Origin of the sequence: Ensifer sp. YR511 (assembly GCF_900103045.1) — a bacterium.
Classification (GTDB): Bacteria; Pseudomonadota; Alphaproteobacteria; order Rhizobiales; family Rhizobiaceae; genus Ensifer; species Ensifer adhaerens.
This window is the reverse complement of record NZ_FNGR01000003.1, coordinates 159644-182647: the sequence shown is the minus strand read 5'-3', so window position 1 is coordinate 182647 and position 23004 is coordinate 159644. Positions and strand designations below refer to the sequence as shown.

Genomic DNA, 23004 nt, shown 5'->3' with positions numbered 1-23004 from the left:
GACTTGCTGAAAAATCCCTAAAATTGCGGATCCGGCGGGTAAGGTCTTGTTAAGGATTGGGGGCGCATGGTCATGCCAACTTGAGGCCGATCGATGTTGGATCGGCGTTCGGCAGAGATGCCGTCGCGGACATGACGTCGTTACTTCTCGAGCGATTGTTGGTTTAGCATTCAACTATCGAGGTGGCCTCCCAGCCACCTTTTTTTTGCGTTTCTCGCCCGCCAGGCCTTGCTGAACGGGGCTCAGGAGCGGCGTTCGAGCGACCGCGACACGAGGATGACCGGGATCATGCCGGCGACGACGATGATCATCGCGGCGACCGAAGCGTCTTCGACCTTGGCCCGAGACGCGTCTTCGTAGACGAGCGTGGCGAGCGTGTTGAAGTTGAAGGGTCTGAGCATGATCGTTGCCGAAAGCTCCTTCATCGTCTCGATGAAGACGAGGAGAGCGGCGGTCAGTACCGCCGGCCGCATCATCGGCAAAAGCACGGTGCGCAAAGTCTGGCCGCCGGTCCGGCCGAGCGCGCGCGCCGCCATGTCGAGATGCGGCGAAAGCTTCTGGAAACCCGCTTCGAGCGAGCCCTCGGCCATGGTGAGGAAGCGCACGCTGCAGGCGTAGATGATCGCAAAGCCGGTGCCGGTCATCATCAACCCGGTGGAGATACCGAACGTATCGCGCATGCCGGCATCGATAATGTTGTCGAGAGCGGCCAGCGGGAAGAGCACGCCGATCGCAAGAACAGTGCCGGGCACGCCATAGCCGAAGGAGGCGAGCCGCCCGGCGATGTCGCTCACCCGAGAATGCCCCGTGCGCGCAGCATAGGCGAGCACGAAACCGAGCAGAACGGTAACCGTTGCGGTCGCACCTGAGACGAGGATGCTATGAAAGAGCGCGTTGAGCAGCCGCGGCTCGATGAACTGGTCGATGCGCTTGAGCGCATAATTGCCGAGGATCAGCACGGGTACGGCAAAGCCTGAAACCACGGGCAGCAGGCAGGCGACCATGGCGGCCCACTTCTTCCAGCCGGACAGTATGAGCCGGGCAGCATCGTGGACGGCGGACGTCGTCTTCTGGCTGGAGAAGCGCTGGCGCCGCCGTGCGGCCCGCTCGATCATCATCAGGCCGATGACGAAGACCAGCATGATGCAGGCGATCTGCGCGGCGCCCGCGAGGCTGCCGCGGTTCAGCCAGGTGTCGAAGATCGAGAAGGTCAGCGTCTGCACGCCAAGGAATTCGACCGCGCCGATGTCGTTCAGCGTTTCCATCGCCACCAGCGTCAGGCCGATCATGATGGCCGGGCGGGCCATCGGGATCTGGATGCGGAAGAACACCTTCAGCGGCCCGGCGCCGAGCGTGCGGGCGACGTCGGCGGCCGCGCGTCCCTGCATCAGGAACATCGAACGGCAGGCGAGGTAGATATAGGGATAGAGAACCGAACTCAGCACGAGCACGGCGCCGCCGAGCGAGCGGATATCCGGAAACCAGTAGTCACGGCTCGTCTTGAAGCCGAAGATCGCGCGGATCAGTCCCTGCACCGGCCCGGTAAAGGTGAAAAGCTCGCCGAACGCATAGGCAGCGAGATAGGCGGGGATTGCAAGCGGCAACACCAGTGCTGCCGACAGGAAGCGCCGCAGCGGAAACTCGCAGCTTGCGACAAGCCAGGCCGTGAGGATGCCGGCGAAGGCGGTCACGGCACCCGTCAGCGAGATCAAGAGCAGCGTGCGCCCGGTGGCGCGCGGAATGACGTTCTGCATCAGATGCGGCCAGTCGCCGCCGCCGCCCGAGATCGCCAGCCAGGCGATCGCGATGATCGGCATCAGCACGATGACCGATGTCAATCCGGCCCATGTCGCCAGCAGGGGATGCGAAAGACCGGTTCCGGCACGCGCATGGCGGCGCTTGATGCTCTGAGATGTGGACTGCAATCGATCGATTCCGCGGCATGACGGCAAGAAATGGCCAAGGGCGGCCAGCAAACTGGCCACCACAAGTCAACATTTCCTTATAGCATCCGGCCTCAGTTCGCCAAGACGCGTTGTGACGGGAAGGAAATTTCCACCAGCGTTCCCTCGTTGGGTGCCGAGGTGATCGAGAAGTGGGCGCGGTTCGCCTCCGCCATCGCCTTGGTGAGCGGCAGCCCGAGCCCGGTGCCGTCGCCACGCTTGCGCGCGCCTGTCGTCACCTGCCGGAACGGTTTCATCGCCTGGTCCAGTTCGCCGCGGGTCATGCCGACGCCGGTGTCGCGGATCCTCAGCATGACGCTACCGTTCGCCTCGTAGGAGGTCGACACCACGATCTGGCCGCCCGACGGCGTGAAACGGATGGCGTTCGCCAGAATGTTGAGCGCGATCTGCTTGATCGACCGGCCGTCGGCCACGACGTTCGGCACGGCTGCCGAAAGCGAGGTGCGGATGATGACGCGCTGGCTGTTGGCCTGCGGCTGGACGAGCGACACGGCTTCCGAGACCGCGTCGTTGATCTCGACGGCGCCGAAATCGAGTTCCATTTCGCCTGCTTCGATCTTCGAGATGTCGAGCAGATCGTTGACGATATCGAGCACGTGGCGGCCCGACCGGCCGATGTCGCCGGCATATTCGATGTAGCGCGGGTGACCGACCGGGCCGAAATGCTCGCTCGCCATCATGTCGGAAAAGCCGATGATCGCGTTGAGCGGCGTGCGGATCTCGTGGCTGACGCGGGCGAGGAACTCGGTCTTGTGGGCATTGGCCGTTTCCGCGGCGCGCTTGGCGTTCCGGAGTTCCTCTTCGGTGCGTTTCCACTGGGTGATGTCGCGGATCACGGCGCAAAAGCCATTGGAGGCCGAAAGCCGGCCGATGGTCATGAACAGCGGAATGAAGCCGCCATTCGCTTCCCGCCCGATCACCTCGCGTCCGTCGTTCAGCACACTCGCGACGCCGTGGCCGGAAAGCCCGTGCAGGTAGTCGATCACTGCCTTCTGGCTTTCGTGAGCGAAGAGCGCGGCGAAAGGTTTGCCGCGGATCTCGCCCTCGTCATAGTTGAAGAGCGCGCTTGCCGAGCGGTTCATCGAGCGGATGTCGCCGTCATGCCCGAGAATCACGACGCCATCTGTCGCGGTTTCGAGGATGGACTTGAGTTCGTCGATTTCCGTCTTCAGACGGTCGACGTCGTCACCGGAGATGGCATCGTCTGCTTTGGTCGACGGCGCGTTCGCGGCTGCCGGCGTCAGCGCCAGCATCAGCGCGCTCCGGCCGTCCCAGCGGATCGTGTGCAGCCGTGCGATGACCGGCCGCATCTGACCGTCCCTGCGGATCAGCATCATCGTGCCGTCGGGTTCCTGGTCGGTCGCCTCTTCGCCATTGGCAAAGAGTGCGTCAAGGCCGCCTTCCCGGACAAAGTCGTCGAGGTCGCCATAGGCGGTGAGCCGCAGAAATTCCGGATTGGCGTGCAGCAGCTCTTCCCCGCGATGCACGAGCATACCGATTGGCAGGCTGTCGAGGATCTCGCCGCTAAGGCCGATATCTGCCGCTTGCTGCTCGAGATGCACGTTCGCCTGTTCGTCCTCGGCTGCGCCGTCGTCGGTCTCTTCTCCGGTTTCTTCCGCGCCAGTCTGTTCTTCTGCCGCTGGCGTCGAGGAAGTGATGGCTTCGTGCGCGTCTACCGGGAAGGGTGTGCTTGCATCGGCCGCTGCGTCGCTTTCCTCTGCGGGTGCGGTTTCCGCCGGCCTGCCAAAATGCTCGCCCAATTGCCGCGCGATCTCGCGGAACGCCGCCTGTTCGCCCCGCGTCAGCGCGGTCGCCGCGCGATGTTTCTCGAGCTCGACGATCTTGTCGGAGACGGGGGGCTCAGCGTTGTCGACGAGCTGTAGGGCAGGGCGCTCTCCCTGGAAGAGATCGTCAGTTGCGGCGACCTGTTCGTCTGCGGCAACTTCGGCTGCATGGTTCGGCTCTGCCTCTGCCTCCTCGCTGGAGGTGAGGGTCTGGTCTTGGGGCGCATCACGATCCTGCGCAGCTGCGACAGGCTCGGCCTCCGTTTCGGAGGACCTCTGCGCGACGACCTGCACCTCGTCGGCGGACCGCTCCTCGATCTCAGGGCCGACGGTCTCAGGATCGACCGCTGGAGTATGCGCGTGGTCTTCCGACGGCGTCGCTTCCGCGGCAGCTTCTGCCGTCATGTCCGTTGCGGCGCCGAACGTCAGGCCGTTGGCGTGTTCGTCTTCGACGGCATCGGCAAGGCGCACGATACCGAAACCGCGAAAGCCGTCGAATTCGCGTGAGCGCGAGTAGGTGGGCAGGGCCGCCAGGTCGACCGGAACCTTGAGGCTGGTGCCCTGCACGGGCCAGAAAATCGTCTTGCCCGACCAGGTGTCGCGGCGCTGCAGCAGCGCGCCGATCTTCTGATCAGGATCGAGGTCGTAGCGTGCTGCCACGTGGTTAAAGGTGGTGCCGATCACATCGGCGGCACGCGGGCCGACGGCGGTGGCGAATTCCTCGGAAATCTCGCTGAAGCGGCCTTCGGCGTCGATCTTCCAGACGAAGCGTACCGCACGGCCGCCGGGCACGAAGGCGAAGTCGGCCTGCTCCGTTTCAGTGGTGCCGGCATCGGTCGCCTCTACCGTCTCATCCTCGCGAGTGACCTCTTCCGTCACGGGGATTTCCGCGGCAACCGGCGTGTCGGTCGCGGTCACGTCGGTCGCGACCGCAAGCGCCGGCTCGCCGTCATCTTCCGCTGGCTCCACGCCCTGCGCCGAAGTTTCCGCACCTGCGGCGGCAAGCGCCTCCGGTTCCTCCGGTAGAGCGACCTGGCCTGCAGCGACGTGGACGTCTGCGTCCTCAAGGTCGCCATCGTCCTGTGGCGCGGCAACCGCTTCGACGGACTCCGCCTGTTCGAATGCGTCGGCCAGGGCAGCGTCTTCGGCTGGTGCAGCGCTTTCGACCGGCGCTTCGGCCGGTTCGACGATATCCTTTGCCTCCGGGGCCGGTGTCTCGGCGATCGGTTCCAGCTCTTCGGCCAGCGGCAGGATCGGCAACACTTGCGCCGCCGAGGTCTCTTCGTCCGGATCGAGCGTGCCGAGAATGGTCTCGACAGCAAAGAGCAGATGCAGCGACGGTTCGTCGGCGATCTTGCCGACCGCGGCCGGCAGGTGCCCCTTCCGCGTTGCGACTGGGCGCTTGATCAGCCAGTCGTGGTCTCGGCCGACCGTATCGACGAGCTGCTTGCGCGTCTCGTCCGACATGCCGAGATCGATGAAGCCCGGCGAGTGTGCGATGATGCCGCCGTTGCCATCGAGAACGGCCATGTGGGTGTCCGGGCCGTCGAGGCCGGCGATCATGCGCGCAGCACGATCCTCAAGCGACAGCGGCGTGCCCGAATGCGGTGCAGTAAAGAGCACCGCGTCCTCGTCCGGGCGCACGCGGATCATCTCCACGCTCACATTGAGCGGTGTGCCGCGGAAACCCGAGAACTTCCGGATCGAAAGCTGGCGCCGGTCGCCGGCGCGCACGAGCTGCGCTCCCGCGGCCTTGAGCTGACGCAGCGACAGCTCGCCCTGATCCGGTCCCGCATCGATGAAATCATAGATCGACCCGGCGCCGAAAAAGGCCGCGCCCTGGTCGTTGGCCCAGAGAATGCGCGCAAAGTTCCGCGAAAACAGGATCGCCGCGTCGCCGCGGGCAAAATGCTCCCGCACCCGCGCATGCACGGCGATATCAATGAAGGGATACTGTCTCGCGGGCATAAAGGGGGCCTATTGACGGATCGCTTGCGGGTTAACACTCTATTAATACCCGGCAGGCCCGCAAGGGTCCAGCGAGGGCCGGAGCTTCGTCACGGCTTTCAGCGCGAAAGGTTAATTCTCCGGATTTTGTGCACTGCACAATTTTATTGCAATGCACAAGCAAGTAGTTTATATAATGCGCATCAATCAACGGCGCCTCTGAAGAGGGCCAGACACCAAGGAGCGCTTTCATGGCTACCAAGAAGACCGACGACGTATTTTCCCTTTCCTCTTTCGACCCGGCGAAGTTCACCGACAGCTTCCGCGACTTCGCGGAAAAGGGTGCCGTCCAGTCGAAGGAAGCCTATGCCAAGATGAAGACCGCTGCCGAAGAGGCAACGAAGACCGTTGAAGCAACGCTCGAAAGCGCCCAGACCGGCTCCGTCGAACTCGGTCTCAAGGCCATCGACGCACTGCGCACCAATGCCGAAAACTCGCTGTCTCACATGGAAGCGCTGCTCGGCGTGAAGTCGCTGTCGGAATTCGTCGAACTGCAGACGAGCTTTGTCCGCAAGCAGGCCGAACTCGCGGTCGAGCAGGCGAAGTCGATGCAGGAAGCCACCAAGAAGGTTGCCGAAAACGTCACCAAGCCGGGCAAGGACGCCGCTGAAAAGGCGATGTCGTCCTTCAAGAAGGTCTAAAGTCAACCGACCGCGCCGGCTGAACGATGGCGACAGACCGCTGTCGCCGAATTCTGCCATCTGCGCCCAAAACCAAGAATCCGGATGGCTTGCCATCCGGATTTTTTCCAGGATAATCTCAAGTTAAGGCTTGCAAAGCGACGGAAGTCTCCGTATGTGAGCCGCCAAGCGACTGATGTCGCTTTATGTGCGGTTGTAGCTCAGTTGGTTAGAGCGCAGGTTTGTGGCACCTGAGGTCGTAGGTTCGATTCCCACCAACCGTACCATTTCTTCCCTATACGATAGGTATCGCGATTTGCGGGGCGCCTTGCTTCGTCAGAACAGCTTGGCCAAGGCTCTGAGCGCCACCACATCCTGTACGCCATTCTGATAAAGTTCGATCAGCCGGGCGGCGAGCGCCGTTGCCTCTGCCGACTGGCGCGACAGCTCTCGCTCTCTTAGTGTTTCCTTGAAGACATCGTCGATCTTGGTGAGTTCACCCGGCAGGATCGGCCGGCCCGGTATGGACACAAGCATCCTTTCACACTCCTTTGTCGAAACGGGAGCGCGAGCCGATTGCGACCGGCGTGCTCGCAGCCATCGCCTTGAGCAAGCAGCTCAATTCCCTGTGAAGGCAACGTCGGGATACCGCGCCAGGTTCCTGTCGCGGCAATACCCAATTCGGGCTAGCGCTTGGGCGCGGGTCGGATCCGGTTCGAATGGACATAGGGCTCATCCGCCGGTAAAATTTTGCCAAGAGGATTCCCAGTAAGGCGTCGCAATCCATGGCCAAAGAATCCATCACACGGCGGCTTGCCGCCATCCTGGCTGCTGATGTCGTTGGCTATAGCCGGCTGATGGAGCGAGACGAGAAAACCACCTATACGCAACTCATGGCGCGCTGGAGCGAAGTGCTGGAACCGCTCGTCGAAACCCACCAGGGCCGGGTGTTCAAGCGAACGGGCGACGGCGTGCTGATCGAGTTTTCCAGCGCGGTCAACGCGGTCGAATGTGCGGCTGCCTTGCAGCGGGCGATGATCTCCGCCAATGCGGACGTGCCCCACGATCAGCAAATCGTGCTGCGCGTCGGCATCAACATGGGCGACATCATGGTCGCCGACAGCGACCTCTACGGCGACGGCGTCAATGTCGCAGCCCGGATCGAGGCGCTTGCGAGGCCCGGCGGCGTGGCGATTTCGGACGGGGTGCACGAATATGTGCACGGCCGCATCGATCTCATTTTCGTCGACAGCGGCCATCACGAGGTCAAGAACATCGAGCGGCCGGTGCATATCTGGAGCTGGTCGCCGGACGAGTATGCCGACGCGCCCATCAAGGTCGCCGCCGAGGTGCCACCGCAGCTTCCGAGCCGGCCGTCGATCGCCGTGCTGCCGTTCGACAATATGTCCGGCGATCCGGAGCAGGGCTATTTCGCCGACGGCATTACCGAGGACATCATCACCGATCTCTCGAAGGTCTCCGGCCTCTTCGTCATCGCCCGCAATTCCTCCTTCGCCTATAAGGGCAAGTCGGCGGATATCCGCCAGGTGAGCCGCGACCTCGGCGTTCGCTATGTGCTGGAAGGCAGCGTGCGCCGCGCCGCCAACCGCATTCGCATCAACGCTCAGATGATCGACGGCACCACCGGGGGCCATCTCTGGGCCGAGCGCTACGATCGCGGCATCGAGGATATTTTCGAGGTTCAGGACGAGGTGACGCGCACCATCGTGACGGCGCTCAAGGTGAAGCTGACGGCCGGCGAAACGGAGCGGCGCGAGGGGCGCGGCAAGGTCGACCCGGAGGCCTACGATCTGCTCGTGCGGTCGCGTCAGGCGATCCTGCGGTTCGACGCGGTATCGTCTGCGGAGGCGCGCAGCATGCTCGAACGTGCGATCGCCATCGACCCGGCGCTTGCCGCGGCCTATGCGTCGCTCGCGATCATTGCCATGACCGACTACATCAACCGGTGGAACGGTGGCACCGTCGACAATATCGAGCGCGCTCTCAAGCTTGCACAGAAGGCCGTCGAGACCGACGAGCACGAGCCCCACGGCCACCACGCGCTCGCGATTGCGCTCTGCTGGAAGCGCCGCTTCGACGAGGCCGAGCGGGCCGCCCAACGCACGATCGAGCTCGACCCGAACTCCGCCGGCGGTCACACGCAGCTCGGCACGATCAGGGATTTCCTGGGCCAGTTCGAGGAGGCCTTGCCCTTCTATACCCGCGCCCACCGGCTCGATCCGCAGTTCGACCTGGCGCTGCATTTCCTCGGCCGGACCCTGCTCAATCTCGGCCGTTTCGACGAAGCCGAGATTGCCTTCAAGCGGCGCCTGGCCTTGGCACCGCGTTCGGACATGACGCGCTTCTATCTCGCCTGTCTTTATGGCCGCACCGGACGCCATGAGGAGGCGCGGCGCTACTGGCACGAGGTCTTCGAGGTCAATCCGGACTTTTCCATCGACCACTTCAAGCGGGCGATGCCTTACCAGGATCCGGCCGTCATTCCGCGGCTGATTGACGGCCTGCGGGAGGCCGGGATTTCGCTATAGGTGCGGCGCCGACGTCAGGCGCTTGAGCGCTTCATATGAAGATCTGGTGCTCCGCGGTCACCAGTTCCTGCAGGAAGGCGACGACGGTGCGAACGCGCACGAGATCGCGCGCGCTTTCGTGATAGGTGGTCCAGTAGGCACGGCGGATGGTCGTTTCCGGCAGGATACGTTTTAGTTCCGGCGCATGGCGGGCAATGTAATTGTGCAGAATGCCGATGCCGGCGCTGGAACGCACCGCTTCCGTCTGGCCGGTGGCGCTGGAGATCTCGAACGACGCGTCCCAGCTGCGCATGATTTCGGCGGAGAAGTTCAGCGACGGCGTGAAGATCAGGTCCTCGACGTAACCGATGCGGCGGTGCTCCCGGAGATCGTCGATCGTCTGCGGCGTGCCGTGCTTTTCGAGATAGTCCGCCGAGGCGTAGAGGCCGAGCGTATAGTCGGTGAGCTTCGAGGAAACGAGGCGCCCCTGTTCCGGACGTTCGATGGTGATCGCGATATCGGCCTCGCGCTGCGACAGCGAGAAAGACCGAGGGACCGGCACGAGCTGCAGTTTCAATTCCGGATAGCGCGCCGTCAGCCGGCCGAGCCGGGGCGCGAGGAAAGAAACACCGAAACCGTCGGGTGCACCGATGCGCACCGTGCCGGCGATCGCCGTGTCGATCCGGCCGATCTGCGATTGCGCCGCCAGCATTTCCGTTTCCATGCGCTCGGCTGCCGCAAGGAAGATTTCGCCCTCGGCGGTCAGTTCGCAACCGTTCGGCCGACGAACGAGCAACCGTGTCTTCATCGCCTCTTCCAGCGCAGTCACCCGACGGCTGAGCGTGGCATGATTGACGCCGAGCCGCTTGGATGCGGCCAGGATCTGTCCGGTCCGCGCGACGGCTAGAAACATTCTGACATCGTCCCAGTTCATAGTGCGACAATCCTATACAAAACCGTTGGACTTCAATTTTTGCACAACGGTTGCTGAATATCGGAAATTGATTTGTTGAAATCGTAGTGCGATCATGCCGCCACAATCAAGATCTGGAGGAACCATTCATGTACGAACTCGGTCATTTCATCGATGGCAAGCGCGTCGCCGGCAAGAGCGGCCGCGTCAGCAACATCTTCAACCCGGCAACCGGCGAAGTGCAGGGCACCGTGGCGCTGGCAAGCGACGCGGAACTTTCGGCAGCCGTCGAAAGCGCCAAGGCAGCACAGCCGAAGTGGGCGGCCACCAACCCGCAGCGCCGCGCCCGCGTCTTCATGAAGTTCGTCGAACTTCTGAACGCCAACATGAACGAGCTCGCCGAGATCCTGTCGCGCGAGCATGGCAAGACGATCGAAGACGCCAAGGGTGACCTCATCCGTGGCCTCGAAGTCTGCGAATTCGTCATCGGCATTCCGCATCTGCAGAAGAGCGAGTTCACCGAAGGTGCCGGTCCCGGCATCGACATGTACTCGATCCGCCAGGCCGTCGGCATCGGCGCCGGCATCACCCCGTTCAACTTCCCGGCCATGATCCCGATGTGGATGTTCGCCCCGGCCATCGCCTGCGGCAACGCTTTCATCCTGAAGCCGTCCGAGCGTGATCCGTCCGTTCCGATCCGCCTTGCCGAACTGATGATCGAAGCTGGCCTGCCGGCAGGCATCCTCAACGTCGTCAACGGCGACAAGGGGGCTGTCGACGCGATCCTGACGCATCCGGATATCGCTGCCGTTTCCTTCGTCGGCTCGACCCCGATCGCCCGCTACGTCTATGGCACCGCGGCGATGAACGGCAAGCGCGCCCAGTGCTTCGGTGGCGCCAAGAACCACATGATCATCATGCCCGACGCCGATCTCGACCAGGCCGCGAACGCCCTGATGGGCGCCGGCTACGGCTCGGCCGGCGAGCGCTGCATGGCGATCTCGGTTGCCGTCCCGGTCGGTGAAGAGACCGCCAACCGCCTGATCAGCAAGCTGACCCCGATGGTCGAAAGCCTGCGCATCGGCCCCTACACCGACGAGAAGGCCGATATGGGCCCTGTCGTCACCAAGGAAGCCGAACAGCGCATCCGCAGCCTGATCGACAGCGGTGTCGAGCAAGGCGCCAAGCTCGTCGTCGACGGCCGCGATTTCAAGCTGCAGGGCTATGAGCAGGGCCACTTCATCGGCGGCTGCCTGTTCGACAACGTCACGCCGGACATGGACATCTACAAGACGGAAATCTTCGGACCGGTTCTCTCGGTCGTCCGCGCCAAGACCTACGAGGAAGCCCTCGACCTGCCGATGAAGCACGAGTATGGCAACGGTGTCGCGATCTACACCCGCGACGGTGATGCGGCCCGCGACTTCGCTTCGCGCATCAACATCGGCATGGTCGGCGTCAACGTTCCGATCCCGGTTCCGCTCGCCTACCACTCCTTCGGCGGCTGGAAGTCCTCGTCCTTCGGCGATCTCAACCAGCACGGCCCGGACTCGATCAAGTTCTGGACCCGCACCAAGACCATCACCGAGCGCTGGCCTTCGGGCATCAAGGACGGTGCCGAGTTCGTCATGCCGACGATGAAGTAACTACGGGATAAAGATCCTCCCGCCTCGGGGCCTCCTTCGGGAGGCCCTTTTTTGTTGCATTCGGCGATACGGCACAACTAACTTGCGAACCGTGGGCAAGGGTCGTGAATTGATCGCTGCTCCAACGGCAGTCTGGCGGGCGGGGGCGCACCAGACGATTTGTGTTTGATCATGTGCTGTCGGAGCGCATTGCGGCGCGCCCGATGCACAAAGGATGGACGGAGGGGCCCATCATGGTCGTGGCTGAAGCGACGTCGGTTCAAGCAGCGCCGACACGCGACGTGTCGATCGATTTTCACCGTTTCTCGTTCATGGGGAGCGGCAAGGAATATTTCGGCATCTGGATCGTCAACGTGTTTTTGACGATCGTCACGCTTGGCATTTATTCCGCCTGGGCAAAGGTCCGGCGCAACCGATACTTCTACGGAAACACGGTTCTGCTCGGCCGTACCTTCGAGTACCATGCCAAGGGCAAGCAGATCCTGATCGGGCGAGTGATCGTTTTCGGCTATCTGATCCTCTACAATCTTCTGCTCACATTCGTTCCGATCGTCGGCATCGCGTTATTGTTGCTTTCGCTCTTCTTCGTTCCCTGGCTGGCCGCACGCGGGTTGCGCTTCAGCGCACGGGTGACGAGCTACCGCAACGTCCGCTTCGACTTCGTCGGCACGATGGGCGGTGCCTTCAAGGCGTTCATTCTGGGCGGGTTCCTTTCCATTATCACCTTGGGCCTACTGACGCCGCTCGCAAGCCGATGGGTTGGGCGCTACGTCGGATCGAACCTGCGCTTTGGCGGCAGGGCCTTTGAGACCAACCCGCCGTTCGGCCCGCTCTATCGCGGCATGTTCCTGGGTGTGGGGCTTGCGCTGGTTCTTGGCGTTGTTGTCTTCGCGATCTTGATGGGAACGCTTCGCGCATCGCCAAGTTTGCTCCAATCGCTGAACGATCCGAGGTGGGGATGGGTAGGCTTGGGCGCAGGATATGTGGCGTCCATGTCTTTCTACGCAGTCATCGCGTTGTTCTACAGTGCAGCCGTGCGCAACGCCGTTTGGGGGGCGACGGTTTTTGACGGAAAACATCGGTTCCTCAGCGGTCTTTCTCGGGGCCGCTACACGTGGATCGCCATATCGAACTTCGTCGTCACCATCCTGACGCTGGGCCTGCTGCGACCTTGGGCGGCTGTCCGCATGGCCCGTTACAAATGGGCCCTGACGGGCGTAACCGTCTTTGGCGCCGTCGGAACGCTGATGAGCGAAATCGAAGCGGAAGCGTCGGCGGTTGGAGCGGAATTCATGGATTTCGAAGGGTTCGATTTTGGCTTCTAGCAGCATCGAGATCGCACGTGGCGAGTGGCATCCGGCCGGTTCCAGCCGGTCGGTGCCCTCGCGGTTGTTGGAAGAGGGGGGCAGCCTTAGGGCCGTAGACGATGCGAGCACCGAACTTGCCCGTGGCACCTTGGCAAGTGTCGATATTTCCGACCGCGTCGGAGCGATACCGCGTCGCGTCGAATTTGCAGACGGTTCGTTGTTCGAAACGCCGGACAACGAGGCAGTCGATCGTTTTCTGAAGCTGAATGGCAGGGTCAACCACATCCACGAATGGGAGCGCTTTCGTCCACGTCTCATCGCCGTCGTCGCAGCCACCGTGCTGTGCGGCGTTGCCATCTATCGCTATGCGGTTCCTGCGCTCGTTGAGGTCGCCGTCCTCGTGACCCCGCCGATCGTGCCGGAGATGATGTCGAAGGGCACGATGGAGACGATGGATCAGACACTGTTCGACAAAACGCAGCTGGCGATTGAGCGGCAGGAAAGGATCCGCGACGGCTTCAAGGCAATCGCCGCCCGATCAGGCCGCGGCGAGGCCGGTTACACGCTCAATTTCCGCAAGGGCGGTGTGGTCGGACCAAATGCGTTTGCGCTTCCGGATGGCACGCTGGTCGTCACCGACGAGCTCATCGAACTTGCCGGGGACGATACCGAAACGATCGTTGGCGTGCTGGCGCACGAGATCGGCCATGTCGAGCTCGAACATAGTCTGCGGCAGATCTACCGTGCTGCCGGCGTTGCCGGCCTCATCATGATGATCGGCGGCGATATCGGTTCGGGCGTGGACGACGTCCTGGTGCAGGGCGCTGGTCTCTTGTCGCTTTCCTATTCGCGCGGCGCGGAAACTGCTGCCGACCGACACTCGGTCGAGCTGATGCAGAAGGCAGGGCGAGATCCGACGGCGGCCGCGCGCTTCTTCGACCTGCTTGAAAAGAAGCTAGACGATCACGGCGACACCAGCATTCTCTCAACGCATCCAGGGACGCCGGAGCGGCGCAAGGCGATCCTCGACTACGCCGCGGAGTTGCGCGCCAAGGCGCAATGAGCCTCCTTGAATTTCGCTTGTTGAAACGAAAACAGCGGGCCGGTGGCCCGCTGTTCGCATTCAAGCAATTGCCTTGTTGATCAGTCCTGCGGACCGTCGTTGTAGCCGACCTTGTCGACCAGTTCCGAAGCCTTCTTGCGGTTTGCGGCGATGTCGGCGAGCGGCAGTTCGTCCGGCTTGATCGTGCCGAAGGACTTCACGACGTCAGACGGCTCGGCGCCCGGCAGAACCGGATATTCGAATACCTGCTCGGCGTAGATCTTCTGGGCTTCGCCTTCCGACAGGAATTCCATCAGCTTCAGCGCGTTGTCCTTGTTCGGGGAATTCTTGGCGAGTGCCATGCCCGAAATGTTGACGTGCGTGCCGCGGTCCTTGGCGTTCGGGAAGAGTACCTTGATCGCCGCTGCCCAATCCTTCTGTTCCGGCTCCTTCTCGTTGGTCATCATCAGACCGACATAGTAGGTGTTGCCGAGTGCCAGGTCGCATTCGCCGGCCAGGATCGCCTTGGCCTGGTCGCGGTCGCCGCCGTCAGGCTTCTTGGCGAGGTTGTTCTTGAGGCCGGTCAGCCACTTCTCGGTCTCGGCTTCGCCATGGTGGGCGATCATCGAAGCGAAGAGGCCGATGTTATAGGAGTGCTGGCCGTCGCGGGTGCAGATCTTGCCTTTCCACTTGGGGTCGGCAAGCTCTTCATAGGTGATGTCGTCCTGGGCGACGCGCTCCTTGGATGCGTAGACGACGCGGCCGCGGGTGGTGAGGCCGAACCAGTTGCCTTCAGGGTCGCGGAAATGCGCCGGGATATCCTTGTTGATCGTCTCGTTGACGACAGGCTGGGTTACGCCTGCATCCTTGGCTTCGGTCAGGCGGCTGATGTCGACGGTCAGGATCACGTCGGCCGGCGAGTTGGCGCCTTCGGCCTGGATGCGCTCGACGAGGCCCTTGTCGAGGAAGAGCACATTGGTGGTGATGCCGGTTTCCTTGGTGAAGGCGTCGAGCAGCGGCTTGATCAGGTCGGGCTGCCGGTACGAGTAGATATTGACTTCACCATCGGCCCAGGCGGCGCTCGTTGCCAGCAGGGTTGCCGTCAGGGACAGAACGCCCATCGCTGCTCTTGAAACGGACATCGCTTCCTCCATTTTCTTGTTTGAGCTAAGTTAACAAAATTCCTCATCTTTCTGACCGGAGCGCTGAAAACAGTCAATCAGGAAACCGTAAACGCTCAACAAGAAGTGATTTTTCTGGCTTTTTGGAATTGTTCCAAACTACGATCCGTCCTATATGATGAGTTCGTGAACCTCTCGATGCCGGAGTGAATGATGCGTCTGACGAAGCAAACGAACTACGCGGTTCGCATGTTGATGTACTGCGCCGCCAACGGGGAAAAGCTCAGCCGCATTCCCGAAATCGCCAGGGCTTACGGTGTTTCCGAGTTGTTTCTCTTCAAGATCTTGCAGCCGTTGACCAAGGCCGGCCTCGTTGAAACGGTGCGTGGCCGTAACGGTGGCGTGCGCCTGCCGAAGCCCGCTTCGGCGATCACGCTGTTCGACGTCGTCAAGGTGACGGAAGACAGTTTCGCGATGGCCGAGTGCTTCGAGGCGGGCGAGATCGAATGCCCGCTCGTCGACAGCTGCGGCCTGAACTCGGCGCTCCGCAAGGCGCTGAACGCCTTCTTCGAAGTGCTGCAGGGCTACACGATTGACGACCTGGTCAAGGCGCGCCCGCAGATCAACTTCCTGCTCGGTCTGGAAGAAACCAAGCGTCCGCAGACCTCGGCGGCCTGATATCTCCGAGCAACGCCCGCGCAAATGGTGCGGCATGACCTGGCGGCTGAAGTGCCGCCGGGTGTTACTCTTGCGGTAGATATTCCCGCAATATGAAGTCGATCGCAGTGGGGTCGATTTCAGCCTTGTCGATGCGGAAATCGGCGCCGTACTCCTCCAGATTCTGAAAATAGGCATCGGCGAGCGATGCTGAGATTACCCCGATCGGGCCGATATAGCCCTGATGCCGGAGGGCCGGGACCGTCTCGCGGAAATCGAGCTGCGGCCGCAGACGGTTGTCGAGCAGGATCATCGATATGGGTTTGCCCGAGCGCAGGAATGCAAGCGCATCGTCGATCGTCTGGCAGTAGTGCAGCTCGATGTCGATGCTGCTCACCTTGCGGATGAGCGCGCGCAGGATCAGGTTTTCTGCCGGGTCGTCGTCAACGAGCAGGATGTGTGCTTTTCGCGTCATGACCGAATACCCTTGCTGATGGCGGGCGTCCCGTTCGTTGGGCGTGGCGGTGCGAAACGCGGCCACGCATCGGCTGCTACTGGATGATCTGCTCTCGGATTGCCTTCGCCACCATCTGGGTGCGATTGACGACGTCGAGTTTCTTCAGGATCGTTGCGGTGTGTGAGTTCACCGTGTGCTCCGACACCGAAACGATGAGCGCAATCTCGCTTGCCGTCTTGCCATGCGAGATCCACTTGAGGATTTCGGTTTCGCGCGGCGTCAGTCCCATCCCGGCCTTGTTGGCAAGCGCGATGCGATAGAAATAGTCGAAGGCGGCGATCGCGTCATAGGCGAGCGCCACATGCTCGGCCCGGCCGATATCCTCCCCGTCTCCGAGAAAGAGCACGGCATAGCGCGCGCCGGTGGAAGCTGCGTGCACCGGTACGCTGACGAGCAGTTCGAAACCGAGCTGCACCAGCAGGTTCTGGCTGGCGTCGCAGCCGGGGTCGTCCGCCCGCCATACCGACGAGATCGCCGAGCGGTGCAGCGTCTTGTAGAACACGGAGTCGCCAAAGCGATGGCGCTTGTCGTATTCCTCCGCGAGCCCGGATGGTAGGTCGTGCAATACTAGGCGGGTGGACAGCATGCAGGCGTCGTTCTCGTTGCCGAGCTGCAGAATGCCGAAATGGCTGAAGCCGTAGCGCAATGCCATGGTATGAAAAATGCGGAAGAAATCGACGCGGTTGAGCGCCTTCTCTAGCTCGTCGCGAAGGTCGTATCGCCTGTGATTTTCCAGCAAAGCCGCCACGGACTGGCTATCCCCTTATCGTCGTGCGGCAGTTTATCCCGCGAGCCGCAGCGATCAATCGGCAAAGTGCGTTGCCGGTATTGCCGACAGGCAGGGTCATGCGCGTCCCTCGGCAAGCCCACCGAGCGACTGAAAGCTGTAAAAGGCGGCTGCCGGTCCCTCCCAAGGACGTCTGGGCACGTCGAATATCTCCCCCGAGTTTTGTATACATTTTATTGCACAATCCCGTTCGGGATTTCTACCATAGTATCTTGGGATTGACGAAAACCTGTCGAGGCCGAATCGCGTGTTCGTGCGGCCAACGATCACGGCATTCTCGGTAGGGGTATTCACCCGGAACCAAGGTGGCTTCCCCGGTGTGGCATCGCGCCGCCCAAGGGGCTGGCGGGGGAGGCTGCAGACCCTGTGGAAGTGGCCGGAACGTCGTGGATTTTAGGTGCCGCGGTGTACTGTTTTGTCAGGCGATTCTAAAACAGTGGACGAATATCCCGGCTCTACCTGCGGACGAATTTTTCGCATAGACAAATTTCTGCGGCGACTTATTGCAATGCGACGCCAAATGTCGTTCCATCCGGCCTTGACCGGGGGCAACGGCATTCCGCGTCAGGAAAACACGAGAACAAAAACAAATCTGGGAAGCAAAGCTCATGAAAAAGCTCACTACTCTGTTTGCAGCGACGGCGCTTGCCACGCTGATGGCCGGCTCCGCCTGGTCGAAGACGTTCGTTTATTGCTCGGAAGGTTCGCCAGAGGGTTTTGACCCGGGCCTGTACACCGCCGGCACGACCTTCGACGCGGCTGCGCACACGGTTTACAACCGCCTGCTCGAGTTCAAGAAGGGCACGACCGAAGTTGAGCCGGGCCTCGCCGAAAGCTGGACGATCTCCGACGACGGCCTGGTCTACACCTTCAAGCTGCGTCCGGGCGTCAAGTTCCAGACCACCGAATTCTTCACGCCGTCGCGTGATTTCACTGCCGACGACGTGGTGTTCTCCTACGAGCGCCAGCTGAAGGCTGACAATCCGTGGAACAAGTACATTGCTGGCGCTTCGTGGGAATACGCAGCCGGCATGGGCTTCCCGGAAGTCATCAAGTCGGTTGAGAAGGTCGACGACCTGACCGTCAAGTTCACCCTGACGCGCAAGGAAGCGCCGTTCCTCGCCAACATCGCGATGCCGTTTGCTTCGATCCTGTCGAAGGAATATGCCGACAAGCTGCAGGCTGACGGCAAGATGGAGCAGATGAACCAGATGCCGCTCGGCACCGGTCCGTTCGCTTTTGTCGCCTACCAGCAGGATGCCGTCATCCGCTACAAGGCAAACCCGGACTATTGGGGTGGCAAGCAGAAGATCGACGACCTCGTCTTCGCGATCACGTCTGACGCTTCGGTTCGCTTCCAGAAGCTCCAGGCTGGCGAATGCCACCTGATGCCGTTCCCGAATGCTGCCGACGTTTCGAAGATGAAGGCAGACCCGAACCTGAAGGTCATGGAACAGGCCGGCCTCAACGTCTCCTACCTCGCCTACAACACCACGCAGGCTCCGTTTGACAAGCCGGAAGTCCGCAAGGCGCTAAACAAGGCGATCAACAAGCAGGCGATCGTCGATGCCGTCTTCCAGGGTGCTGCCCAGCCGGCCGTCAACCCGATCCCGCCGACGATGTGGTCGTACAACGACAAGATCGAAGACGACACCTACGAGCCCGAAGTTGCCAAGAAGATGCTCGAAGACGCAGGCGTCAAGGACCTGTCGATGAAGCTCTGGGCAATGCCGGTTTCGCGTCCGTACATGCTGAACGCCCGTCGCGCAGCTGAACTGATGCAGTCGGACTTCGCCAAGATCGGCGTCAAGGTCGAGATCGTCTCCTACGAATGGGCCGAATACCTCGACAAGTCCAAGGCCAAGGATCGTGACGGTGCCGTCATCCTCGGCTGGACCGGCGACAACGGCGACCCGGACAACTTCCTCGACACGCTTCTCGGCTGCAACGCTGTCGGCGGCAACAACCGTGCACAGTGGTGCAACCAGGAATTCGATGCTCTCGTGAAGAAGGCGAAGGAAACCTCTGACCCCGCAGAGCGCACCAAGCTCTACGAAGAGGCGCAGGTCGTCTTCAAGCGCGAAGCGCCGTGGGCGACGATCGACCACTCGCTCTCGGTCGTGCCGATGCGCAAGAACGTCGAGGGCTTCGTTCAGAGCCCACTTGGTGATTTTGCCTTCGACGGCGTGGACATCACCGAGTAATTTAGTTAACTGATCCTTAAGGGGGCGTTTGCCAAGGGCAAGCGCCCCTCTTTGCATCCACTATAGCGACCCTGAGTTCCGGCTGGAGCGCAAAAGGTCGCTGTGGCATTTCGACTTGCTGTATGCTTGGCCGTTAAGTGGGAAAGCATGCGGTGGTGCCAGCGGCGGGATACAATGCCGCGGCAACATGGCGCGGGGTTTAACATGTTCCGATTTCTCTTGGGGCGATTGGCTGTCCTGATACCGACCTTCGTCGGCGTCTCCATCATCGCCTTCTCCTTCATCCGCCTGCTTCCGGGCGATCCGGTTGCGCTGCTTTCGGGCGAGCGCGTCATGTCGCCGGAGCGACATGCGGAAATTTCACACGCACTCGGCTTCGACCGGCCGATCGTGGTGCAATACCTCGATTATCTCTGGGGCGTGCTCCAGGGTGATTTCGGCACCTCGATCGTTACCAAGAAGCCGGTCATCGATCAGTTCTTCGAACTGTTCCCGGCAACCGTCGAGCTTTCGCTCTGCGCGATCCTGTTTGCGGTCATTCTCGGCATTCCGGCCGGCGTGATTGCTGCGATCAAGCGCGGCTCGGCCGTCGACCAGGCGATGATGGGGACGGCACTCGTCGGCTTCTCCATGCCGATCTTCTGGTGGGGCCTGCTGCTCATCATGCTCGTTTCCGGCATGCTGCAGTGGACGCCGGTCTCCGGCCGCATCTCGCTGATGTACTTCTTCCCGCCGGTAACCGGATTCATGCTGATCGACTCGCTCCTGTCCGGTCAGGCCGGCGCGTTCAAGTCGGCCGTCAGCCACCTGATCCTGCCGACGATCGTGCTTGGAACCATTCCGCTTGCGGTCATCGCGCGCCAGACGCGCTCGGCGATGCTTGAAGTTCTCTCCGAAGACTACGTGCGCACGGCACGGGCCAAGGGCCTTTCGACCTTCCGGGTCGTCGGCGTCCATGCGCTGCGCAATGCGATGATCCCGGTGGTCACCACCATCGGCCTGCAGGTGGGCGTCATGCTCGCCGGTGCGATCCTGACGGAAACGATCTTCTCCTGGCCGGGCATCGGCAAGTGGATGGTGGATTCGGTGTCGCGTCGCGACTACGCCGTCATCCAGGGCGGCCTGCTCGTCATCGCCGCGGTGATCATGCTGGTCAACCTCATCGTCGACCTGCTCTACGGTCTCATCAATCCGCGCATCCGGCACTAAGGAGGGCGTCATGTCTCAAGCTGCTGCAACAAGCACCGTTTCGACCGATCCGTCCCGCCGGGCGCGATTGGCCGAGTTCTGGTATTACTTCTCCGAGAACCGCGGCGCCGTGATCGGTCTCGTGTTCTTCGTGTTCCTCGTTCTGCTCGCGGTCTTCGCACCGTGGGTCGCACCGCACGATCCGGTGGCACAGTACCGCGATGCGGTGTTGGTACCGCCGGTATGGCAGGAGGGCGGCCGCGCCGGCTTCCTGCTCGGCACCGACGCCGTCGGCCGCGACATGCTGTCCCGGCTGATCTACGGCACGCGCTTCTCGCTGTTCGTCGGTGTCATCGTCACGACCCTGTCGCTCGTCGGCGGTATCGCGCTTGGCGTCATCGCCGGCTACTTCCGTGGTTGGGTCGATACCGTCATCATGCGCGTGATGGACATCATCCTCGCCTTCCCGTCGCTGCTGCTCGCCCTCGTGCTGGTCGCTGTCCTCGGCCCGGGCCTCGTCAACGCCATGATCGCAATCGCGCTCGTCTTCCAGCCGCACTTCGTGCGCCTGACGCGTGCTGCCGTCATGAGCGAAAAGACCCGTGACTATGTCGTTGCCGCCAAGGTGGCCGGCGCTGGTCATGGCCGTCTGATGTTCAAGACGATCCTGCCGAACTGCATGGCGCCGCTGATCGTCCAGGCGACGCTCTCCTTCTCGAGCGCGATCCTTGACGCTGCGGCCCTCGGCTTCCTCGGCATGGGCGCACAGCCTCCGACACCGGAATGGGGCACGATGCTCGCCGAAGCCCGCGAGTTCATCAGCAGCCACTGGTGGGTGGTGACCCTTCCGGGTATCGCGATCCTGATCACGGTGCTGGCGATCAACCTTATGGGTGACGGCCTGCGCGATGCGCTCGATCCCAAGCTGAAGAGGTCCTGATCATGGCGCTTCTCGAAATCGAAAACCTGGTCGTCGAATTCCAGACAGCCTCCGGTCCCTTCCGCGCCGTCAACGGCGTGTCGATGAAGGTCCATGAAGGCGAAGTGCTTGCGATCGTTGGCGAGTCCGGCTCGGGCAAGTCCGTGTCGATGCTGGCCGCCATGGGGCTTCTGCCCTGGACGGCGAAAGTGACCGCCGACAAGCTCACTTTCAACGGCCGCGACCTGCTCGGCATGTCGGCAAACGAACGGCGCAAGATCGTCGGCAAGGATATTGCCATGATCTTCCAGGAGCCGATCGCCAGCCTCAACCCGTGCTTCACCGTCGGCTTCCAGATCGAGGAAGTGCTGCGCATCCACATCGGCCTCGACAAGGCCGGTCGCCGCAAGCGCGCAATCGAACTGTTCGAGGCGGTCGGCATTCCCGATCCGGCCGAGCGGCTCGGCCACTATCCGCACCAGATGTCGGGCGGCCAGTGCCAGCGCGTGATGATCGCGATCGCGATCGCCTGCAACCCGAAGCTCCTGATCGCCGACGAGCCGACCACCGCGCTCGACGTGACGATCCAGAAGCAGATCCTGGACCTCCTGATGAGGCTGCAGGCCGAGCACAAGATGGGCCTGATCATGATCACGCACAACATGGGCGTGGTCGCCGAGACTGCCGACCGGGTGGTCGTGCAGTACAAGGGCCGCAAGATGGAAGAGGCCGACGTGCTGACGCTCTTCGAAAACCCGAAGAGCAACTACACGCGCGCACTTCTGGCGGCGCTGCCTGACAACGCGACCGGCGATCGTCTGCCGACGATTTCCGAACTCTTCGTCGACGAAGGAGCGGCCCAATGAGCGTGATCCTCGAAGCGCGCAATCTGGTGCGCGACTACCATATCCCCGGCGGCCTCATCAAAAAGGCAAAGACGGTTCATGCGCTGAAAGGCGTGAGCTTTTCCGTCGAACAGGGCAAGACGCTGGCGATCGTTGGCGAAAGCGGCTGCGGCAAGTCCACGCTGGGCCGCATCCTCACCCTGATCGACCCGGCGACCTCCGGCGAACTGCTGATCGAGGGCAAGAAGATCGATATCTCCAAAGGCGACATGACGCCGGAGATGCGCCGCAAGGTGCAGATCGTCTTCCAGAACCCCTATGGCTCGCTCAACCCGCGCCAGAAGATCGGCGACATCCTGATGGAACCGCTGGTCATCAACACCGACACGCCGGCCGACGAACGTCGCGACCGGGCGATGACGATGCTGAAGAAGGTCGGCCTCACCGAGCTGCACTTCAACCGCTATCCGCACATGTTTTCGGGCGGCCAGCGCCAGCGTATCGCCATTGCGCGCGCGTTGATGCTGAACCCGAAGCTGCTGGTGCTCGACGAGCCGGTGTCGGCGCTCGACCTGTCGGTCCAGGCACAGGTGCTGAACCTGCTCGCCGACCTTCAGGACGAACTGAAGCTCACCTACGTCTTCATCAGCCACGACCTCTCTGTCGTGCGCTATATCGCTGATGATGTCATGGTGATGTATTTCGGCGAAGCGGTCGAATACGGCAGCCGCGACGAGGTCTTTGCCGACCCGAAGCACAGCTACACCAAGACGCTGTTTGCAGCGACGCCGCGTGCGGATGTCGAGAGCATCAAGGCGCGCCTTGCCAAGAAGAAGCAGGCGGCCTGATCCGCCGCTGCTGATTTTTGCTGAAGAAACAAGAGAAGCCGGGCAGCCAATGCCCGGCTTCTTTGACTTGGGGGCTTGATGGTGTAGAGGTGTCGCGCCGCCTTCAC

18 protein-coding genes and 1 tRNA gene are annotated in these 23004 nt (G+C 62.0%); 12 read left to right on the top strand and 7 right to left on the bottom strand.

Translation table 11 applies throughout. The annotated features are described in order from the left end of the window. Nucleotides 1-242: 242 nt before the first annotated feature. Together BLU15_RS08030 and BLU15_RS08025 are read right to left on the bottom strand one after the other, a co-directional pair. The gene (locus tag BLU15_RS08030; RefSeq protein WP_090295126.1) at nucleotides 243-1925 is read right to left on the bottom strand and encodes an ABC transporter permease; all 1683 of its coding nucleotides are present in this window, start codon (nucleotides 1923-1925) and stop codon (nucleotides 243-245) included. A 92-nt stretch (nucleotides 1926-2017) separates the two neighbouring features. Continuing rightward, nucleotides 2018-5716 (bottom strand): ATP-binding protein, encoded by a 3699-nt coding sequence (locus tag BLU15_RS08025; RefSeq protein ID WP_090294933.1) that lies wholly within the window; start codon nucleotides 5714-5716, stop codon nucleotides 2018-2020. A 230-nt stretch (nucleotides 5717-5946) separates the two neighbouring features. Between BLU15_RS08025 and BLU15_RS08020 the strand changes: the two genes are divergently transcribed. Then, nucleotides 5947-6396 (top strand): phasin, encoded by a 450-nt coding sequence (locus BLU15_RS08020; protein ID WP_034800834.1) that lies wholly within the window; start codon nucleotides 5947-5949, stop codon nucleotides 6394-6396. Between the two features lie 189 nt (nucleotides 6397-6585). Further along, nucleotides 6586-6662, top strand: a tRNA-His gene (locus BLU15_RS08015). A 49-nt stretch (nucleotides 6663-6711) separates the two neighbouring features. On the opposite strand, the gene BLU15_RS08010 is transcribed toward BLU15_RS08015, so the two are convergent. Continuing rightward, nucleotides 6712-6912, bottom strand: coding sequence for a hypothetical protein (locus BLU15_RS08010; RefSeq protein WP_060516485.1), 201 nt, complete (start codon nucleotides 6910-6912; stop codon nucleotides 6712-6714). Between the two features lie 248 nt (nucleotides 6913-7160). On the opposite strand from BLU15_RS08010, the gene BLU15_RS08005 reads away from it, so the two are divergent. Continuing rightward, nucleotides 7161-8924: an adenylate/guanylate cyclase domain-containing protein gene (locus BLU15_RS08005; RefSeq protein WP_060584011.1), complete on the top strand. Its 1764-nt coding sequence runs from the start codon at nucleotides 7161-7163 to the stop codon at nucleotides 8922-8924. A 31-nt stretch (nucleotides 8925-8955) separates the two neighbouring features. Here BLU15_RS08005 and BLU15_RS08000 read toward each other — a convergent pair whose 3' ends face one another. Further along, on the bottom strand, nucleotides 8956-9837 hold the full coding sequence (locus BLU15_RS08000; protein ID WP_034800840.1) for a LysR family transcriptional regulator: 882 nt from the start codon (nucleotides 9835-9837) through the stop codon (nucleotides 8956-8958). Between the two features lie 128 nt (nucleotides 9838-9965). Between BLU15_RS08000 and BLU15_RS07995 the strand changes: the two genes are divergently transcribed. The 3 genes from BLU15_RS07995 (at nucleotide 9966) to BLU15_RS07985 (ending at nucleotide 13832) form a co-directional block, all read left to right on the top strand. Further along, on the top strand, nucleotides 9966-11462 hold the full coding sequence (locus tag BLU15_RS07995) for a CoA-acylating methylmalonate-semialdehyde dehydrogenase (RefSeq protein WP_034800841.1): 1497 nt from the start codon (nucleotides 9966-9968) through the stop codon (nucleotides 11460-11462). A 233-nt stretch (nucleotides 11463-11695) separates the two neighbouring features. After that, on the top strand, nucleotides 11696-12787 hold the full coding sequence (locus BLU15_RS07990; protein WP_090294932.1) for a YjgN family protein: 1092 nt from the start codon (nucleotides 11696-11698) through the stop codon (nucleotides 12785-12787). Beyond that, nucleotides 12777-13832, top strand: a complete 1056-nt coding sequence (locus tag BLU15_RS07985; RefSeq protein ID WP_090294930.1) for a M48 family metallopeptidase — start codon at nucleotides 12777-12779, stop codon at nucleotides 13830-13832. Before BLU15_RS07990 ends, BLU15_RS07985 begins: the two co-directional genes overlap by 11 nt. Nucleotides 13833-13912: 80 nt before the next feature. Here BLU15_RS07985 and BLU15_RS07980 read toward each other — a convergent pair whose 3' ends face one another. Then, nucleotides 13913-14932 carry a Fe(3+) ABC transporter substrate-binding protein gene (locus tag BLU15_RS07980; protein WP_370689548.1) on the bottom strand — a complete coding sequence of 340 codons (1020 nt, stop codon included), beginning with the start codon at nucleotides 14930-14932 and terminating at the stop codon, nucleotides 13913-13915. A 213-nt stretch (nucleotides 14933-15145) separates the two neighbouring features. On the opposite strand from BLU15_RS07980, the gene rirA reads away from it, so the two are divergent. Beyond that, the gene (rirA, locus tag BLU15_RS07975; RefSeq protein ID WP_034801384.1) at nucleotides 15146-15610 is read left to right on the top strand and encodes an iron-responsive transcriptional regulator RirA; all 465 of its coding nucleotides are present in this window, start codon (nucleotides 15146-15148) and stop codon (nucleotides 15608-15610) included. 64 nt (nucleotides 15611-15674) lie between these two features. Here the strand turns inward: rirA and BLU15_RS07970 are convergent, their stop codons facing one another. Together BLU15_RS07970 and BLU15_RS07965 are read right to left on the bottom strand one after the other, a co-directional pair. After that, the gene (locus BLU15_RS07970; RefSeq protein ID WP_090294929.1) at nucleotides 15675-16130 is read right to left on the bottom strand and encodes a response regulator; all 456 of its coding nucleotides are present in this window, start codon (nucleotides 16128-16130) and stop codon (nucleotides 15675-15677) included. Between the two features lie 10 nt (nucleotides 16131-16140). After that, the gene (locus BLU15_RS07965) at nucleotides 16141-16854 is read right to left on the bottom strand and encodes a helix-turn-helix transcriptional regulator (RefSeq protein WP_051659566.1); all 714 of its coding nucleotides are present in this window, start codon (nucleotides 16852-16854) and stop codon (nucleotides 16141-16143) included. Nucleotides 16855-17501: 647 nt separating this feature from the next. Here BLU15_RS07965 and BLU15_RS07960 point away from each other — a divergent pair. The 5 genes from BLU15_RS07960 (at nucleotide 17502) to BLU15_RS07940 (ending at nucleotide 22897) form a co-directional block, all read left to right on the top strand. Next, nucleotides 17502-19097 carry an ABC transporter substrate-binding protein gene (locus tag BLU15_RS07960; protein WP_034800843.1) on the top strand — a complete coding sequence of 532 codons (1596 nt, stop codon included), beginning with the start codon at nucleotides 17502-17504 and terminating at the stop codon, nucleotides 19095-19097. 204 nt (nucleotides 19098-19301) lie between these two features. Continuing rightward, nucleotides 19302-20306 (top strand): ABC transporter permease subunit, encoded by a 1005-nt coding sequence (locus tag BLU15_RS07955; RefSeq protein WP_034800844.1) that lies wholly within the window; start codon nucleotides 19302-19304, stop codon nucleotides 20304-20306. 10 nt (nucleotides 20307-20316) lie between these two features. Then, the gene (locus tag BLU15_RS07950; protein ID WP_034800846.1) at nucleotides 20317-21225 is read left to right on the top strand and encodes an ABC transporter permease subunit; all 909 of its coding nucleotides are present in this window, start codon (nucleotides 20317-20319) and stop codon (nucleotides 21223-21225) included. 2 nt (nucleotides 21226-21227) lie between these two features. Further along, complete coding sequence (locus BLU15_RS07945; protein ID WP_090294927.1) at nucleotides 21228-22070, top strand: ABC transporter ATP-binding protein; 843 nt, start codon at nucleotides 21228-21230, stop codon at nucleotides 22068-22070. After that, complete coding sequence (locus BLU15_RS07940; protein ID WP_034800847.1) at nucleotides 22067-22897, top strand: ABC transporter ATP-binding protein; 831 nt, start codon at nucleotides 22067-22069, stop codon at nucleotides 22895-22897. The genes BLU15_RS07945 and BLU15_RS07940 overlap by 4 nt, the downstream gene beginning before the upstream one ends. Nucleotides 22898-23004: the final 107 nt, after the last annotated feature.

Bases quoted from the DNA above. Each gene is read 5' to 3' on its own strand.
- BLU15_RS08025 (WP_090294933.1), bottom strand. From the start codon at position 5,716: ATGCCCGCGAGACAGTATCCCTTCATTGATATCGCCGTGCATGCGCGG.
- BLU15_RS08020 (WP_034800834.1), top strand. From the start codon at position 5,947: ATGGCTACCAAGAAGACCGACGACGTATTTTCCCTTTCCTCTTTCGAC.
- BLU15_RS08010 (WP_060516485.1), bottom strand. From the start codon at position 6,912: ATGCTTGTGTCCATACCGGGCCGGCCGATCCTGCCGGGTGAACTCACC.
- BLU15_RS08005 (WP_060584011.1), top strand. From the start codon at position 7,161: ATGGCCAAAGAATCCATCACACGGCGGCTTGCCGCCATCCTGGCTGCT.
- BLU15_RS08000 (WP_034800840.1), bottom strand. From the start codon at position 9,837: ATGAACTGGGACGATGTCAGAATGTTTCTAGCCGTCGCGCGGACCGGA.
- BLU15_RS07995 (WP_034800841.1), top strand. From the start codon at position 9,966: ATGTACGAACTCGGTCATTTCATCGATGGCAAGCGCGTCGCCGGCAAG.
- BLU15_RS07990 (WP_090294932.1), top strand. From the start codon at position 11,696: ATGGTCGTGGCTGAAGCGACGTCGGTTCAAGCAGCGCCGACACGCGAC.
- BLU15_RS07980 (WP_370689548.1), bottom strand. From the start codon at position 14,932: ATGGGCGTTCTGTCCCTGACGGCAACCCTGCTGGCAACGAGCGCCGCC.
- rirA (WP_034801384.1), top strand. From the start codon at position 15,146: ATGCGTCTGACGAAGCAAACGAACTACGCGGTTCGCATGTTGATGTAC.
- BLU15_RS07960 (WP_034800843.1), top strand. From the start codon at position 17,502: ATGAAAAAGCTCACTACTCTGTTTGCAGCGACGGCGCTTGCCACGCTG.
- BLU15_RS07955 (WP_034800844.1), top strand. From the start codon at position 19,302: ATGTTCCGATTTCTCTTGGGGCGATTGGCTGTCCTGATACCGACCTTC.
- BLU15_RS07950 (WP_034800846.1), top strand. From the start codon at position 20,317: ATGTCTCAAGCTGCTGCAACAAGCACCGTTTCGACCGATCCGTCCCGC.
- BLU15_RS07945 (WP_090294927.1), top strand. From the start codon at position 21,228: ATGGCGCTTCTCGAAATCGAAAACCTGGTCGTCGAATTCCAGACAGCC.
- BLU15_RS07940 (WP_034800847.1), top strand. From the start codon at position 22,067: ATGAGCGTGATCCTCGAAGCGCGCAATCTGGTGCGCGACTACCATATC.